The 16,491-nt window shown below is 40.9% G+C and carries 19 protein-coding genes and 1 riboswitch; of the genes, 18 read left to right on the forward strand and 1 reads right to left on the reverse strand.

From position 1 onward, the window contains the following. The first annotated feature begins 115 nt into the window (after positions 1-115). Both AC6CIB_RS01850 and AC6CIB_RS01855 read left to right on the forward strand, forming a co-directional pair. Complete coding sequence (locus AC6CIB_RS01850; RefSeq protein ID WP_498277644.1) at positions 116-868, forward strand: exodeoxyribonuclease III; 753 nt, start codon at positions 116-118, stop codon at positions 866-868. A 43-nt stretch (positions 869-911) separates the two neighbouring features. Beyond that, positions 912-1,490, forward strand: a complete 579-nt coding sequence (locus tag AC6CIB_RS01855; RefSeq protein ID WP_498277645.1) for a branched-chain amino acid aminotransferase — start codon at positions 912-914, stop codon at positions 1,488-1,490. Between the two features lie 58 nt (positions 1,491-1,548). On the opposite strand, the gene yxiS is transcribed toward AC6CIB_RS01855, so the two are convergent. Then, positions 1,549-1,857, reverse strand: coding sequence for a protein YxiS (gene yxiS / locus AC6CIB_RS01860; protein ID WP_498277646.1), 309 nt, complete (start codon positions 1,855-1,857; stop codon positions 1,549-1,551). A gap of 172 nt (positions 1,858-2,029) precedes the next feature. On the opposite strand from yxiS, the gene AC6CIB_RS01865 reads away from it, so the two are divergent. The 16 genes from AC6CIB_RS01865 to thiE all read left to right on the forward strand — a co-directional run bounded on the left by AC6CIB_RS01865 (position 2,030) and on the right by thiE (position 16,457). Beyond that, positions 2,030-2,311, forward strand: a complete 282-nt coding sequence (locus AC6CIB_RS01865; protein WP_498277647.1) for a DUF6509 family protein — start codon at positions 2,030-2,032, stop codon at positions 2,309-2,311. 198 nt (positions 2,312-2,509) lie between these two features. Further along, complete coding sequence (locus AC6CIB_RS01870; protein WP_498277648.1) at positions 2,510-4,687, forward strand: cyanophycinase; 2,178 nt, start codon at positions 2,510-2,512, stop codon at positions 4,685-4,687. Between the two features lie 517 nt (positions 4,688-5,204). Next, entirely contained in the window at positions 5,205-5,402 is a 198-nt protein-coding gene (locus AC6CIB_RS01875; RefSeq protein ID WP_498277650.1) for a hypothetical protein, read from the forward strand. A 148-nt stretch (positions 5,403-5,550) separates the two neighbouring features. After that, positions 5,551-6,687 (forward strand): sensor histidine kinase, encoded by a 1,137-nt coding sequence (locus AC6CIB_RS01880; protein ID WP_498278610.1) that lies wholly within the window; start codon positions 5,551-5,553, stop codon positions 6,685-6,687. Beyond that, positions 6,684-7,283, forward strand: coding sequence for a response regulator transcription factor (locus AC6CIB_RS01885; protein ID WP_044336940.1), 600 nt, complete (start codon positions 6,684-6,686; stop codon positions 7,281-7,283). The genes AC6CIB_RS01880 and AC6CIB_RS01885 overlap by 4 nt, the downstream gene beginning before the upstream one ends. Before the next feature lie 285 nt (positions 7,284-7,568). Next, positions 7,569-7,676, forward strand: a riboswitch (TPP riboswitch). 117 nt (positions 7,677-7,793) lie between these two features. Further along, a complete protein-coding gene (gene tenA / locus AC6CIB_RS01890) occupies positions 7,794-8,492 on the forward strand; it encodes a thiaminase II (protein ID WP_498277652.1) in 699 nt (232 codons plus the stop codon). Continuing rightward, positions 8,485-9,063 (forward strand): ECF transporter S component, encoded by a 579-nt coding sequence (locus tag AC6CIB_RS01895; protein ID WP_498277654.1) that lies wholly within the window; start codon positions 8,485-8,487, stop codon positions 9,061-9,063. The genes tenA and AC6CIB_RS01895 overlap by 8 nt, the downstream gene beginning before the upstream one ends. A gap of 14 nt (positions 9,064-9,077) precedes the next feature. Next, a complete protein-coding gene (locus AC6CIB_RS01900; RefSeq protein WP_498277656.1) occupies positions 9,078-10,505 on the forward strand; it encodes an ABC transporter ATP-binding protein in 1,428 nt (475 codons plus the stop codon). Next, entirely contained in the window at positions 10,502-11,305 is an 804-nt protein-coding gene (locus tag AC6CIB_RS01905; RefSeq protein WP_498277657.1) for an energy-coupling factor transporter transmembrane component T family protein, read from the forward strand. The genes AC6CIB_RS01900 and AC6CIB_RS01905 overlap by 4 nt, the downstream gene beginning before the upstream one ends. Beyond that, positions 11,295-11,912, forward strand: a complete 618-nt coding sequence (locus AC6CIB_RS01910) for a thiamine phosphate synthase (protein WP_498277658.1) — start codon at positions 11,295-11,297, stop codon at positions 11,910-11,912. Before AC6CIB_RS01905 ends, AC6CIB_RS01910 begins: the two co-directional genes overlap by 11 nt. A gap of 6 nt (positions 11,913-11,918) precedes the next feature. Next, positions 11,919-13,016 carry a glycine oxidase ThiO gene (gene thiO / locus AC6CIB_RS01915; protein WP_498277660.1) on the forward strand — a complete coding sequence of 366 codons (1,098 nt, stop codon included), beginning with the start codon at positions 11,919-11,921 and terminating at the stop codon, positions 13,014-13,016. Between the two features lie 4 nt (positions 13,017-13,020). Beyond that, complete coding sequence (thiS, locus tag AC6CIB_RS01920; protein ID WP_498277662.1) at positions 13,021-13,224, forward strand: sulfur carrier protein ThiS; 204 nt, start codon at positions 13,021-13,023, stop codon at positions 13,222-13,224. A gap of 1 nt (position 13,225) precedes the next feature. Next, on the forward strand, positions 13,226-13,990 hold the full coding sequence (locus AC6CIB_RS01925) for a thiazole synthase (protein WP_426892746.1): 765 nt from the start codon (positions 13,226-13,228) through the stop codon (positions 13,988-13,990). Continuing rightward, on the forward strand, positions 13,990-15,009 hold the full coding sequence (locus AC6CIB_RS01930; RefSeq protein WP_498278612.1) for a thiazole biosynthesis adenylyltransferase ThiF: 1,020 nt from the start codon (positions 13,990-13,992) through the stop codon (positions 15,007-15,009). The genes AC6CIB_RS01925 and AC6CIB_RS01930 overlap by 1 nt, the downstream gene beginning before the upstream one ends. 15 nt (positions 15,010-15,024) lie before the next feature. Next, positions 15,025-15,828: a bifunctional hydroxymethylpyrimidine kinase/phosphomethylpyrimidine kinase gene (gene thiD / locus AC6CIB_RS01935; RefSeq protein WP_498277663.1), complete on the forward strand. Its 804-nt coding sequence runs from the start codon at positions 15,025-15,027 to the stop codon at positions 15,826-15,828. Continuing rightward, the gene (thiE, locus tag AC6CIB_RS01940; protein ID WP_498277664.1) at positions 15,825-16,457 is read left to right on the forward strand and encodes a thiamine phosphate synthase; all 633 of its coding nucleotides are present in this window, start codon (positions 15,825-15,827) and stop codon (positions 16,455-16,457) included. Before thiD ends, thiE begins: the two co-directional genes overlap by 4 nt. Positions 16,458-16,491 lie beyond the last annotated feature (34 nt).

Below are 16,491 nucleotides of genomic sequence, written 5' to 3' on the forward strand. Positions count from 1 at the left end.
TAGAATAGTAATGTTCAAAATGATATGTTATATCAGTATAATAAATATCTAATGGTGGTTTTATGTTAGGATAATAAAGGGTATTGCTATGAGAAAAGGAGTTAAATAGATTAATATGAAATTAGTATCATGGAATGTAAATGGAATTAGAGCGTGTGTGAAAAAAGGATTTTTAGATTATTTTCAACATATGGACGCAGATATCTTTTGCCTTCAAGAAACAAAGCTTCAAGATGGGCAAATCTCATTAGATTTAGAGGGATACCATCAATATTGGAACTATGCGATGCGAAAGGGATATTCAGGCACGTCCGTTTTCACTAAAATGAAACCACTGGCTGTCTCTTATGGTTTCAATGATGACCAAATAGAGCCTGAGGGAAGGATCATCACATGTGAGTTTGATTCTTTTTATTTGGTGAATGTATATACCCCTAATTCAAAAAGAGATCTGTCAAGAATCGGTGAACGTCTGGAGTGGGAGGATACTTTAAGGAAATATCTTCTTGATTTGGATCAACATAAACCTGTTGTTCTATGTGGGGACCTGAATGTCGCACATACCGAAATCGATTTGAAAAATGACAAATCGAATCGAGGGAATTCAGGCTTTACAGATGAAGAGCGCGGGAAAATGACAATGCTCTTGCAGGAAGGGTTTGTCGATAGCTTTCGATATATACATCCATCAAAGGATGATGCCTTTAGTTGGTGGTCCTATATGAGTAATGTCCGTGAACGGAACATTGGTTGGAGAATTGACTACTTTATTGTGTCAAATCGTTTAACCCCTGCAATAAAGAGTGCAGAAATTCATTCTGAAATCCTGGGAAGTGATCACTGTCCTGTATACTTAGAGTTAGAGTAGTACATACAATAAGTAGGCAAATTACATTTACGGAGGGTAAAGGATGTTACGAAAAAGATTGCTGCAGTATATTGAAGAATCAAAAGGCACCGTTTCTTTATTTCAACAGGAAAAAGAATATGCAGTAAAGCATGGATTGCTGGATGCTCACGATATCTCTTCTCCAGAGTCGGGTTCACGTTATCAAGATGCTTACATCGAGCGTTGTAATAAGGAAACAGAAGAACTAATCAAAAATGAACCTGTCACATTTCTTGATCAGCCTATCAGCTATTTAAAAGATCATAAGAACGAGTTCATCTTCCTCGAATCAGTTTGGTTTGATGTGATTGGAGTGGATGCTGTTTCATTTGAAGTGGATGATGTGTTCGGAACGTATGATGCGATGCTGGGATTGAAGCTCCAAAAAAAATATCGTACACACATTGTCCAGTATTTAGAAGGGAGGCTTCAAGGAGAATCGTCGTATGACTTATTGTTTAATGGGGAAGATGGATTATGGGATCTAAACATCACATTAAACGATCACCCGGATTTTCATGAAGGTTTATCGATGCTTGCTGTCTATGAGCTCATATATGATTTCCTTTTTCTTCTCCTTCAAACGGTGGATGAGGCTTAAAGTAATATGTGAATATAAATAGAGGGACGGACCTTGTGAAGGTCCGTCCCTCTAATGGTTATCCTTTATTACCAGGACGCTTGCTGATTTCTTCTGTTACGACATGGGCCAGGTCATCATTGCCGAATAGGGAGAGGACACCCAGTAAAGTCGTGTCGGGAATTTCTTCCGACTCTTCTTTAGGGACCGTTAAGTCAATTCCTTGCAATAATGCGGGATTTTCCCCTTGATTGGGGTAGGCTTTCTGATAAAGGGTTGCAGGGTCAAGGTCGTGATTCACACACCATTGCGCAAACACAAGGATCATCATATGCTCGTCCTTTTGATAATTTTCAATGATTTTTTCTTGCATCTCTTTAGAATTCATTGCATTCTCTCCTTAAACTTCGTATCTACTTCTATTATAACGAAGTTTGGGGAGCAAACCCATTCATTTACTTATGAGGCTGAATAGAGGAATACGTTTTTAAAATCCACCGGTTTAGGTGTATAATAGAATGATGAAAGAAACTTGTTTCACATTGAAAGGAAGTTAGAAAATGAACATTACAAGTCATAGTGCCGAGGAACTGAAAGATCCTACCGGTATACTAAATGGAGATCGATATGAAGTTATTCTTGATATTGAAGTACCCGAGGATGATGAGCTTTACAGAGAACAGGGTATTTACATAAAAGTCATTTTTGTTCGAGAGGAGAACGGTTCCAGGATTGTGCAGTCGACCATTGTAGAAAGAAACACTGAAACGTATCTTGATTTTGAATTAGAAGAAGATGAAGAAAGTCTCCTTCTTTCATATTGCGAGGAAAATATCGGGTAATCGATATAAGTTGCACCCTCTACATTCGTAACCAAACGAATGTAGAGGTTTTTTTATTGGTTCATTTATAACCTCACCATAACCATCCAATTTTAACCCTTTCCTTCTTATATGACTGATAATTCAGAGACTTCAGAGTTGGCATGGAAATTGCATAATAATTAATAGAAAATAGATTAATAGAAGGGAGAAATGTTGATGAATGGTTATTGGGGTAAAGCGAAGAAACTATTCATTATTATGACTGTATTTACAGTTATAATCAGCTTGGCAACTTCCAGTGTATTTGCCAAGGAAAACGAGAGCAGCATCAAGGGGAATCTAGTGATTGTCGGAGGAGCTTTAGGTAGCAGCAACTCGGCTGTTTACGAAGAGTTCATTAAACTATCAGGGGGTAAAAAGAAAGCGAAAATAGGAATCATTCCTTCTGCTTCAGGCTCTCTGAAGTCATCAAATCAATTTAAGGAAGATTTGATGTCGTATGGAGTAGATGAAAAATCAATTGAAATCCTTCCTCTATCTGCTCACGATTTCTCAGGTACAGAGGAAGACGAAAGCAAATGGAAAAATAATGCTCAAAAGAAAGAAATAACAGAAAAAATCAAGAAGATGACAGGAATTTGGTTTGTCGGAGGAGATCAACTTAAGATCACAGACACATTAGTTAAGGAAAATGGGAAAAACACGAAAGCTTTAGATGAAATTTGGAATGTTTACCGGGAAGGAGCCGTTCTTGGTGGGACAAGCGCCGGAGCAGCCATCATGAGTGATGTGATGATTACAGGCGGTGACAGTTTAGGAGGTCTTCGTCAAGAGTTCATAACGGAAGACGTATCCAATCCAGATGAAGAATATGCACCTGTATATATCGAAAAAGGGCTTGGATTCTTCCAATGGGGGATTGTGGATCAACATTTTAATGAAAGATCTCGTCTTGGCCGACTAGTAGCTACAGCCATCCATTACGAAACAAACAAACATTACTTCGCCTATGGAATTGATGAAGATACGGCGATGTTGGTTAACAACGAAAAACAAACGATTTCAGTATTAGGAAGAAGTAACATCACGGTTATAGATGTAGCACAATCAACTTCCACAGGAAAAGAAATAAAGAACGTTGATCTTAGTTATCTATCTCCTGGTGATGAACTTAATGCGAAAACGAAAGAATTTACGATGAGCGGGGATAAGGTTGAAACCAAAGACTATGAATATTATAACTTTAAGCCTCTTCCAGCTACGGGTGTTCTATCATCCTATGGAACACTTCCCCAATACCTGTCGTATTCCCTAGTGGACAATGAAGCAGTAAGTGAGGTACATAGTTACCTTTATGATAGTGAAGGTAATGGTTTTGAGCTCGGATTCAAACAGACAGATGAAACAAACGGATATTGGGGTTATCAGGATGGTCAAAAAGATTCTTACTCTTTATTGCATGTGAAAATGGATGTCTCTCCAGTATCGGTCCGATTTAATGAGAAAGACCGTCTGACACAAGAATTTAGGGAATCAACATTAGAAATGCCTGAGAATTCCTTTGATCCTGAAACAAAGGGAAGTTTGGTGATTGTCGGGGGAGCTTTAGGGAGCAGCAATGAAGAAGTGTACCAGGAATTTATTAATCGTACGGGGGAAAATGGGAAAATAGGGATTATCCCTGCAGCAAGTTCCAGTTTGAAATCATCAAAAGCATTTAAAGAGGATCTTTCCTCATATGGTGTTCCGACAGAAAGAATCGACATTCTTCCTATTTCCAATCATGACTTTAAAGGGACGGGAGAAGACGAGTCCCAGTGGGGAGATAATAAGAATAACCCGGATTTGGCAGAAAGGATTCTAGAGTATGATGCCATTTGGTTTGTAGGAGGTGATCAAACGGATATCACTCGATCCCTATTAAACGAAGATGGATCGAAGTCAATGGCTCTTGAAAGCATTTGGAAAATCTATCGTAATGGAGCCGTTATTGGCGGTACAAGTGCAGGAGCTGCAATCATGAGCGATGTGATGATCGCAGGTGGTGGAAGCTATGAGACTCTATCAAAAGGCTTTACAGATACGTATGACGGGATGTCTCAACAAGAAGGCGGACCTGGATATCTTGAGAAGGGATTAGGATTCTTCCCGTATGGTATCGTGGATCAGCACTTTGATAAAAAAGCACGATTGGGGCGTTTAATTGCAACCAATGCTGAACATGGAGAAGAAAATGAATTCGCCTATGGTATCGATGAAGATACGGCGATTATAGTGGATAACGAAGCGAAAACCATTGAAGTAAAAGGTAGAGGCGGCGTTTCAGTAGTAGATTTGAGTCAGTCAGATCTCTCACAATCAACTCATACGTATAAAAATGTACATTTATCATGAATTACCTCAGGTGATCAATTAAATTTAAATACAAAGGAATATACAATCAGTGATCATAAGGTTTCAACAAAAGACTCTGAATACTACGAATATAAAGCTGTTCCCCATTCAGGAGTCTTAACGCCGCATCCTTCGCTTGCAAACTATTTAAGCTATAGCCTTCTTGATAACTTTGGACAGGATGAAGTAAAGAGCTTTAGTTTTTCTAAAGATGAAGGATTCGAACTGATTTTCAAAAAAGAAGATCAAACGGAAGGCTTTTGGGGTTATAAAGATGGAAACAAAGATGATTATTCATATCTCAATGTGAGGATAGATATCGTACCAGTAAAAATCTCGATTGAAAACAAATAGAATTGAACGGAAAGCCTGGGCGGATTGACGCTCGGGCTTTTTCAAAGTGAATCAACTTTTTTTTAGGTCATTTGCCGGTATATATAATTGATAGCGTTTGTTATAATAGTGATAACAAAGTGCTAGCAGTTGCTAACAAAGAGATAGAAAAGGAGGGCGAACCTTGTCAGATCAAGGAAGAATACAGCTTAATGTAAGGGTTGATAAGGAAACATCCAAGAAATTGGATGAAATCGTTGAATACTATCAGCAAAACACGAAAATTGGAAGAGTTTACAAAGGTGATGTTTTAACAGATATCATCCATAAATCCTATGAGATCATGCAGAAGCAAAAAGCGATTCAAAATCGGAAATATTAGTATTTTTTAATGGAGTATTTATATGATTTTCTTGTCTATACGGTGGAGAAATTCTTAAACCGTTTGTATGAAAATTGGTATAATTTATGTCATACTATAGGTTACATAGTTAAAAAAACAAAGTAAAAGAGGTAATTTTATTGTGCAAATGCCGAAAAAGTTAATCAATATTCAAAAAGGTTCAGGAATTTCCCCTTACATATGGAGCATCATCAGCATCCTGCCATTTTATTTTATCTTTCAGTCCTCCTCTACGATCGAAATTGTTGTAGGGATTTCCCTGACCATCATGTTCTTTATTTCTTTACGATTTGCTTTTATTTCAAAGGATTGGCCGGTTTATTTATGGACATCGATTTTAATCGCGATATCCATCACCATGACCATTCAATTTAATTTTATCTATTTTGCTTTTTACATTGCCTACTATAATGGGAATATAAAAAATCGGGTGGCGTTTTTAACCCTTTATATCATTCACCTGGTGTTAACGACAGCATCGATCAATTATAATTTTGTTATACAGGATGAATTATTTCTATCTCAATTTCCTTTTATTCTAATCATTTGGATAAGCGTCATTCTATTGCCGTTTAATATTTATAATCGAAATAAACAGGTGCAGCTCGAAGATCAGTTGGAAGATGCTAATAAACGTATTTCAGACTTGGTCAAGCAGGAAGAACGCCAGAGGATTGCCCGTGATCTACACGATACATTGGGTCAAAAGCTTTCTCTTATCGGCCTGAAAAGTGACCTGGCCAGAAAATTGGTAAACAAAGATCCAGAGCAGGCCCGAAGCGAATTAAAGGATGTTCAGCAAACGGCGCGAACCGCTTTAAGTGAAGTAAGGACAATGGTTTCGCAAATGAGGGGTATTCGACTAAAAGACGAAATCGTCCAGATCAAACAGCTATTAAAGGCAGCGGAAATTGATTTCGTGATGGATGATGAGGTCATGCTGCCCCAAGCATCACTCTTTCTTGAAAATATCTTGAGCATGTGCCTAAAAGAAGCCGTTACGAATGTTGTCAAACACAGCAAGGCGTCGCACTGTGAACTCAGCATTGAAGAGTCGGATAAAGAGATGACCATCATAGTGAAGGATGATGGTATGGGAATCGAGAGAGATTACACACAGTCTAAAGGAAGCGGTTTAATCGGAATGAGAGAACGGTTAGAATTTGTAAATGGAAGCTTAGACGTTTTTTCCGATAATGGGACCACTTTGATTATGAGAGTGCCGAAAGTAATCAAGCAAACAGACAGGGAGAGAATGGAATGATTCGAATTGTTATTGCAGAAGACCAACGAATGCTATTAGGTGCCTTAGGCTCGTTACTTAGCTTGGAGGATGATATGGAAGTGGTAGGGAAAGCCGACAATGGAGAAGAAGCCATTGCCCTCGTCCACGAGCTGAAGCCGGATATTTGTATCATGGATATAGAAATGCCGAAAAAAACGGGACTTGAAGCAGCAGAAGAATTAAAGGGTAAAGATTGCAAAGTGATCATTCTCACCACTTTCGCAAGATCCGGTTATTTTCAACGCGCATTAAAAGGCGGGGTGAAAGGGTATTTGTTAAAGGATAGTCCAAGTGAAGAACTGGCCAACTCGATCCGCCTGGTGATGGATGGTAAAAGAATTTATGCACCAGAGCTTATGGATGATGTGTATGGTGAAGAGAACCCCCTTACAGACCGTGAAAAAGAAGTGTTGGAGCTGGTTGCTGACGGGAAAAACACGAAGGAGATAGCCGATGAACTCAGCCTCAAAACGGGTACCGTCCGAAACTATATCTCAACCATTCTCGACAAACTTGAAGTTAAAAATCGAATCGAAGCCATCACTCAATCAAAAGAAAAAGGATGGTTTAAATGATGTGTTGGGACGGACCTCCAACTTGGAGGTCCGTCCCACTTTTATTTAGTGTTGTAATTACTTAATCTATGGTTTGTATATTTATAGATTTGTAACAGACACTTAATTTTGCTTTACAAGTGCTTTATTCTAAAAGGAATTTCATTTAAATTACAAAGGGGGTATCCTTTGCTATGATAGGTTTTTATGGAAAGGCCAAATGAAAAAATGATGAAAGGTTTTCTTTTTGGTGTTGACAAGTAAAAGAATCGTGGTACGATAACAACGAATACAAAATTTCATAGGACGATCCACTAGGGGTGCCTTCTAAAAGGCTGAGATTAAAGTGTGACTTTAAGACCCTTTGAACCTGATCTGGTTGAGACCAGCGTAGGGAAGTGGTGTTTGACGGTCACATAGAATCGTATTCTATCAAGCTGATCTCAAGCCACTTTCTGTATGCGGTATGCATAATGAAAGTGGCTTTTTTTGTTGCCCATTTCGGGTCGTCTGGAAAAGGAGAAAGATATTATGTCATTTACAACGTACTTAAGAAACGAAGTGAAGGAAATTTGGGAAGCGAGTTTTCACCATCCTTTCGTTAAAGGGATCGGAGATGGAACCCTCCCCCTTGAAAACTTCAGATACTACATTCTGCAGGATGCCTATTACCTCTCCCACTTTTCAAAGGTGCAGGCACTTGGTGCAGCAAAAGCGACAGACTTACATACTACATCCAGAATGGCAACACACGCTGTAGGAACGAATGAAGCAGAGCTTTCACTTCATGAAAATTTCTCGAATCGTTTGGGGATCACAGAAAAAGAAAAGCAGCAATTCAAACCGGCACCTACTGCATATGCCTACACGTCACATATGTATCGTTCTGCACAGTATGGAGGTCTCGCAGATATCCTGGCAGCCATACTCCCATGCTACTGGCTGTATTATGAAATCGGTGAGCGCTTGAAATCATGTGCACCTGAGGAAGGTATTTATCAGGAGTGGATTGCAGCTTATGGTGGAGAATGGTTTCGGGAGTTAGTGGAAGAACAAATTCATCGACTGGATGGATTGGCAGAAACGATGACCGAAACGGATAAGGAAAGAATGAAAGAGAACTTCATTTTGAGCAGCATTTATGAATTACAATTTTGGGAAATGGCATACACACTGGAGAAGTGGCCGTTTCAGACATCACTAGGTAAAGAAGGTAGAATACATGTCTAAATTAAAACTGACAGACATTTTAGTAACGGTCGTCATCTCAATAGGTTTTGGAATTATATATAAGCTTTGGGGACCGGTTTACAACTTGTTAAAGCCATTTGGATTGCATGCTGACCAACTGATCTATGGCATGTGGTTCATGGCGGCAACCGTGGCATTTTTAATCATTCGGAAACCTGGCGTCGCACTTCTGGCCGAGATTGCAGCGTCTTCAGGGGAATTTCTCATGGGAAGTGAATGGGGGCTTGAGGTATTACTATTCGGTCTGATTCAAGGTTTGTTTGCAGAGTTGATTTTTCTTATCACCCGCTATAAGCGTTTTGATGTCATCGTCATTTGTACTGCTGCTGTGGGCTCAGCACTTGGATCTATCTTGATGGACTACTTTAAAGGGTACATGGGAGACTTGGTTCTGTGGAATTTATCACTTTTCATTGGTGCCAGATTAATAGGATCTATCGTGATTGCAGGCATTGGTGCCTTTTATCTGGTTAGGGCTCTGGAGAAAACGGGGGTAACCAGTTTGGTCAGAAGTGCAGATCAAAAAGATTATGATGCATTGAATCAGTAAAGGAGGGAAGGCCGATGCATGTTGAGAATCTGCGCCTTACGTTTTCCGGTTCAGAGAATTTGATGTTTAAAGACGTAAGCCTTTCGATAGAAGACGGGGAAAAAGTATTGCTATTAGGTCCATCAGGGTGTGGAAAATCCACACTCCTCCAGGTCTTATCTGGTGTGATACCCCACTCGGTAGATGTACCGATGAAAGCTGACTCGATTAAACGACCTGATTCTTTCGGGTATGTCTTTCAAGATCCGGACGCTCAATTTTGTATGCCTTATGTTGATGAGGAAATTGCCTTTGTTTTAGAGAACCTCCAAATTCCAAGGGACGAAATGCCAGTGAAAATTAAAGAACTGTTAAAGAAAGTGAATTTAAAGCTGGGAAATACCCATAGCAAAATCTCCACTCTTTCGGGTGGGATGAAGCAAAAATTGGCCATTGCTTCCGCACTTGCGGTCCATCCCCATACGCTATTTCTGGATGAGCCTACAGCCATGTTGGATGAAGAGAGTACAAAATCTGTATGGGAAACAGTGAAAACGACATGTAAGGATAAAACGTTACTTATCGTTGAGCATAAGCTGAGTCACGTACTGGAGATCATTGATCGCATTATTCTTTTCGATGCTAACGGAAGGATAGTGGCGGATGGTCCAAAGGCTCACATTTTATCAAATTTCAGGGAAACATTGAAATCAGAAGGAGTGTGGTATCCGGAAGCGTGGAAAGATTATCTTTCTTCCCACCCTCCGGAGAAGGTTGCCCCGTTTGGAAAAAAGAGTATAAAACTGGAAAGCTTCAAAGGGTATGTACAAAAAGAGGTGAAGATTCACCTTCAAAATGCTGTCAGCCTTAAAGGTGAATGGATTGCAATCACCGGAAAGAACGGAGCCGGTAAATCAACATTACTTCACAGTCTCATGAAATTCATCCAAACGACCGGAAAATATGAAATAAATGGAAGACAGGTAAAAGGAAAGAATGTTCCAGAGGAGTGTACGTTTGTCTTTCAAAATCCCGAGTTTCAGTTTGTGACACACAGTGTGTTTGATGAAGTTGCGTATACCTATCGGCTCAAGAAAATGGATGAAGGAAGAGTGGAGGAAAAGGTGCATGCATTATTGAAGCGATTCAAGCTTGATCCATACAAACATCATCATCCTTATCATTTATCCATGGGGCAAAAACGCAGATTAAGTGTCGCAGCTTCCCTTGTCAGGAATAAAGACATTCTATTATTGGACGAACCGACTTTTGGCCAGGATTCCCAAAATACGTTTGCACTACTCGAGATGCTTCAAGACTATCAAAAAGAAGGATCTACCATTCTGATGGTGACACATGATGAAAATATCATTACTCACTTTGCATCCAGAATATGGGTAATTGAAAATGGGCGTCTCACCCAGGATTTCTATAATGGGATTGCAGGTAGTAAAGCAATATGAATATAGAACTCGAGCATAGAGAAACCTGGCTTCATCAAATCAATCCCAGCTTCAAGCTAATGACCTTGATCGGGCTTTTTGTATTCCTGCTTTTTATTCATTATCTTAACTGGTTGCTATATTTGAGCTTACTCTTTTTTCTCCTGTTATGGGTGTTCTCAGGGTATTCATATAGAACGGTCAGTTTAATGATTCTACCCTTTTTCATTGTTTTCATCTCTACAGCTTCATCAATGATTTTATTTGGGAAAGGTGAAACAACATGGATAAAATTTGGATTGATCCACATTACCGAAGAGAGTTTTTATCGGGGAGTCCATGTTGGATTGCGTACCATCGTATTCGCTATTTTAGGGCTAATATTTGCTCTTACAACGAGACCGGTGAAGCTTTTCTACTCTCTCATGCAGCAACTGAGATTAAAACCTAAGTACGCGTATAGTTTTATGGCAGGATTCAGATTAATCCCCATTATGGTTGAAGAATTCTTCACGATTCGAAATGCCATGAGAGTCAGGGGAGTTGAAGAACAGAAAGGAATAAAGCACTTATTCCATAAAATGAAATCGTATTCCATTCCCCTGCTTGCTCAGAGCATCAGAAGAGCTCACAGAATTGCCGTCGCCATGGAAACAAAGGGTTTTAAAGGAAGTAGGCAACGAACCTATTACTACAGAGTAACCTTTTCGAAATATGATGGATATTTCTTGGGGAGCATTCTCTTCATGATTGTGCTCAGTTATTATTTTTCTACCCATCTACCCATTTTACCTGCGGGAGATGTTCGCTATGGGAACTGAAACGAGGAAACATTTACATGTGATTTCAACAGGAAAACAATCATTGGAAGAATTAGTGAAAATTTCTAAATCCATTTATCCATACTTCGACGTGCTCCACCTTCGTGAAAAGCAGTGGACGGGGAAAGAAATGACTGTGGCTATTGATCGATTAGTAGCAGCAGGAGTCCCATTAACGAAATTATGTGTCAATGATAGGGCAGACATTGCCTTTATGAAGCACGTAAGAGGGGTGCAGCTTGGCCATCAAAGTGCGGATATCAGCTTAGTGAAGAGTGCTTTTCCTTCCATACAAATAGGAGCTTCTGTCCATTCCTTGGAAGAAGCACAACAGGCAATGGAAAACGGAACGGATTACCTGCTCTATGGAAATATCTATGCTACCTCTTCGAAGCCAGGTAAGCCTGGCATAGGTGTAGCAAGCTTAGAAAAAGTGGTTCAAACCGTTCCGATTCCCACTATTGCCATAGGGGGCGTCACACCTCAACGTGTATGTGAGATTACGGGAACCGGAGCAAAAGGGATCGCTGTATTATCAGGCATTTTGCTTTCAAAGGATCCATTAGAAGCAGCACGATCTTATTACAAACAATTACATAGGAGGTGATGCAGGTTGATAAAACGGTATGACGCTTTGATTGTGGGTGGAGGGGTGATAGGCTGCTCCATTGCTTATCAAATGTCCAAAAGAGGAAAGAAAGTTCTCCTGATTGAGAAAGATAGGCTGGCAGGAAAAGCATCGAAAGCAGCTGCAGGCATGCTCGGCGTTCAAACCGAATTGAAGGGGAACGGTCCTTTGTATCATCTGGCGAAGGCTAGCCGTGATATGTATCCTTCCTTATCAAAGGATTTAAAAAAAATCAGTGGAATGGACATTGAATATGTTGAAAATGGAATGATTAAACTGGCGAGAACGGAGGAGGAAGTACAGGATTTAGTAGAAACAGCCTCTTTGATATCACAAGGGGAACAAGTTAAATGGCTTTCACCCAACACTCTATTTACCTATGAACCTCATCTTTCCAAAGATGTGGCAGGGGGATTATATATTCCGAAGGATGGAAACGTCTCAGCACCAAAGCTTACACAAGCCTTAGGTTTGGCTTCAATCATGCTGGGTGCAGAAATTAGTGAATATACAGACGTCTATGATTTTTTGAAAGAGAGTAACAAAATCACTGGAGTCAGGACGTCTAAAGGTGTTTATTATGCAGACGAAACGATTGTAGCGGGCGGTGCTTGGAGTCAATTCCTCATGGAACGACTAGAAATGAAGTTCAGAAGTTATCCAGTCAAGGGTGAATGCTTATCCGTTAAGGTACCCGGAAAACTGGTGGAGCGGACCATCTTCACAGAAGGCTGCTATATTGTTCCAAAAGTTGGTGGGCGTCTGTTAATCGGAGCAACAGAGCACCCCCATACCTTCGATGAAACCATTACCATAGGTGGATTAATGAACCTTATGCATTTGGCCACAACCATTCTTCCAGAATTAGTTGATGCCAAGTGGGAAAAAGCGTGGGCCGGGATACGGCCGCAAACAGAACAAGGGGTGCCATTTATGGGAAGAAGTGAGGAATGGGAAGGACTTTCCATTGCAACGGGGCATTACCGTAATGGCATACTCCTGGCTCCCATTACAGGAGTATTGATGGCAGACCTGATAGAGGGGAAGGAATTCCATCCCCTACATTCATACGTAAGGAGTTGATACTGTGAAATTACGAATTAACGGACAGATGGTTACAGTGCCGGAATCCATTTCAACAGTATTGGAATTGATTCATCATTTTAACCTGGAAAATCGAATGATTATCGTTGAACAGAACCAAAACATCCTTGAAAAACAGGAGCATGAGATCACCGAAGTGAAAAATGGGGATATCTTAGAGTTAGTCCAATTTGTAGGAGGCGGTTGAAATGTTGAAAATCGGAAAGTACACATTCCATTCAAGACTTTTACTAGGGACGGGAAAATATCCTGATTTTGATATTCAAAAAAGAGCTGTCGAGATTTCCGGTGCAGAAATTCTTACGTTCACGGTAAGGCGCATGAATATCTTTGAGCCTAGTCAACCTAATTTCTTAGAAAAACTGAATCTTGAAAACTATTCATTATTACCGAATACAGCAGGGGCTAAATGTGCTCAGGAAGCGGTTCGACATGCACAATTAGCGAGAGCTTCAGGGCTTTGTGACATGATTAAGGTAGAAGTGATCGGATGTGATAAAACGTTGCTGCCCGATCCCGTCGAAACACTGAAAGCAACAGAAGAATTAATAAAAGAAGGCTTTACAGTGCTTCCTTATACGTCTGACGATGTTGTTCTTGCAAGGCGATTGGAAGAGTTAGGGGCCCATGCCATCATGCCCGGCGCTTCCCCGATAGGATCTGGACAGGGAATCATCAATCCAGTCAATCTCCGTTTCATTATTGAGCAAACAAAGGTACCGGTCATTGTGGATGCCGGAATTGGTTCTCCTTCAGATGCAGCCCTTGCAATGGAACTCGGGGCTGATGCTGTATTGCTCAATACAGCCGTCTCTTCGGCTAACGATCCCGTTATGATGGCGAACGCTATGAGGCTTGCGATTGAAGGGGGACGATTCGGATATGAGGCGGGAAGAATTCCGAAAAAACGTTATGCAACAGCAAGCAGCCCAATGGAGGGGATGAGTGTTTGATAGAAGATAGATATTCAAGACAAACGCTGTTTCACCCCATCGGAACAGAGGGACAAAAGTTAATAAGAAATAAACATGTGTTGCTGATCGGGGCAGGAGCACTGGGAACAGGCAATGCAGAAGCCCTTGTGCGTGCAGGTGTCGGGAAGTTGACGGTTGTGGATCGTGATTATGTAGAGTGGAGTAATTTACAACGTCAGCAGCTGTATAACGAGGAAGATGCAAGAAACCGACTTCCAAAAGCTGTAGCGGCAAAAAAAAGACTCCAAGCGATTAATTCAACTGTAAAAATCGAAGGGCATATACTCGATGCCATGCCTGAAGAGATGACGAGACTTGCCAGGGGCGTAGATCTTATCATCGATGCAACGGATAATTTCGATACGAGAATGATCATCAATGACGTATCTCAAAAATACTCCATTCCCTGGATCTATGGGGCTTGTGTTGGGAGTTATGGCATCTCATTCACCATTCTTCCTGGAATCACTCCATGCCTTCATTGTTTAATCGAGCGTGTTCCGATAGGAGGTTTAACCTGTGATACAGCGGGAATCATCAATCCTGCTGTATCTATGGTTGTCGCTTTCCAATCAACCGAGGCATTAAAACTTTTAGTAGGAGACATTGATGCCCTGAGTCATAGGGTGGTTTCTTTTGATTTATGGAGAAATGAGCATACTTCGATGGATGTAAGGAAGCTGAAAAAAGATGGATGCCCTTCATGTGGACAGCATCGCACATTCCCAAGTCTAAAGTATGAAAATCAAATCAAAACAGCCGTCCTTTGTGGAAGGGATTCAGTTCAGATCCGTCCAGCTGTACAGCATGATGTCGATCTTATTGAACGATCAAAATCGTTAGAACTTCAGGGAAAACCAGTAGATAGAAATCCTTATTTGATTTCATTCGAGGTTGAATCTTATCGAATCGTACTCTTCCGTGATGGGCGTACCCTCATTCACGGAACAAAAGATATAAGGGAAGCAAAAACGATTTATCATCGTTATTTGGGGTAAAGGGAGGAGATCAGTATGATTCAAAAAGCATTAACGATTGCCGGATCGGATAGTGGCGGAGGGGCTGGAATCCAGGCAGACCTCAAGACCTTTCAGGAACTGAACGTCTATGGAATGTCTGCCATCACAGCAGTGACGGCACAGAATACAAGAGGTGTACAAGGCGTGTATCCATTATCAGCAGAGGCTGTTATTGATCAATTAACCTCGATTGCTGAAGATTTACCTCCCCAAGCCATTAAAACCGGCATGCTGGTAAACGGAGACATCATTTCTCACGTTGCCGACTTTGTTCGATCACGCTCCTGGAAGAAGCTTGTTGTGGATCCTGTCATGATAGCCAAAGGGGGGGCATCTTTGTTGGAGAGGAAATCCGTTAACGCTTTAATCAATGAATTGATTCCCCTTGCGTTTGTGGTCACGCCGAACATTCCTGAAGCCGAGGCCATTACCGGGCATGATATCCTCACTGATGCTGACCGTAAAAAAGTGGCTGAGATATTGTTCCAAATGGGGGCTGAAAATGTGGTGATCAAGGGCGGACATCAATCTCGATCGTCAGAAGCAGCTGATCTTCTGTTTGATGGAAAGAAATTTTATGAGTTTAGCAGCCCAAGAATCTACACTCCGCATACACATGGAACAGGGTGTACATTCTCAGCGGTGATAACGGCAGAAATAGCAAAAGGACATACTGTCTATGATGCAGTGCTTATAGCTAAAAATTTCATCACGACAGCAATCGGACACTCATTGGGCATTGGGAGTGAACATGGTCCAACAAATCATTGGGCTTACAAAGAAGGTCTGACGGTATGAATCTGAGGAAAAGTCTGCAGTTATATTTTGTGATGGGCAGCCTTAATTGTGAGAATCATCCGGCTCAAGTATTGGAAGAAGCTCTTTCGGGCGGGATTACCATGTTTCAATTTCGTGAAAAAGGTCCCTTTTGTTTAGAGGGTGAGAAGAGAGTGGAAATGGCTAAAGAGTTTCAGAGATTGTGTCATTATTATGGCATTCCTTTTATTGTGAATGACGATGTGGAACTTGCCCTTTCGATGAATGCAGATGGAGTACATATAGGACAAGAGGATGGAAATGTAGAAACGGTCAGAAAGAAAATAGGCAGCAAAATATTGGGTGTCTCAGCTCATAATCTGAGGGAGGCAAGGATTGCTACATCGTTCGGAGCAGATTATCTCGGTGTTGGACCCATGTTTCCGACCTTTACAAAAAAGGACTGCAGAAAAGTCAAGGGTCCAAGGGTGATTAAATCCATTAGAACAGGTGGAATCACAACCCCTCTTGTCGGAATCGGAGGAATCCATCCAGGTAATGCCTATCAGGTATTGGAAGCTGGAGCAGACGGGGTTGCCGTCATTTCTGCGATTTCAAAGCATCCGGGCCAAACAAAACGACTGGCTCAATCCATTCGATTGGGGGATTAGCATTGTAATTGATCCAGGAGCTTGGGAAATTTTA

This window comes from Rossellomorea sp. GQ25 (genome assembly GCF_059758515.1).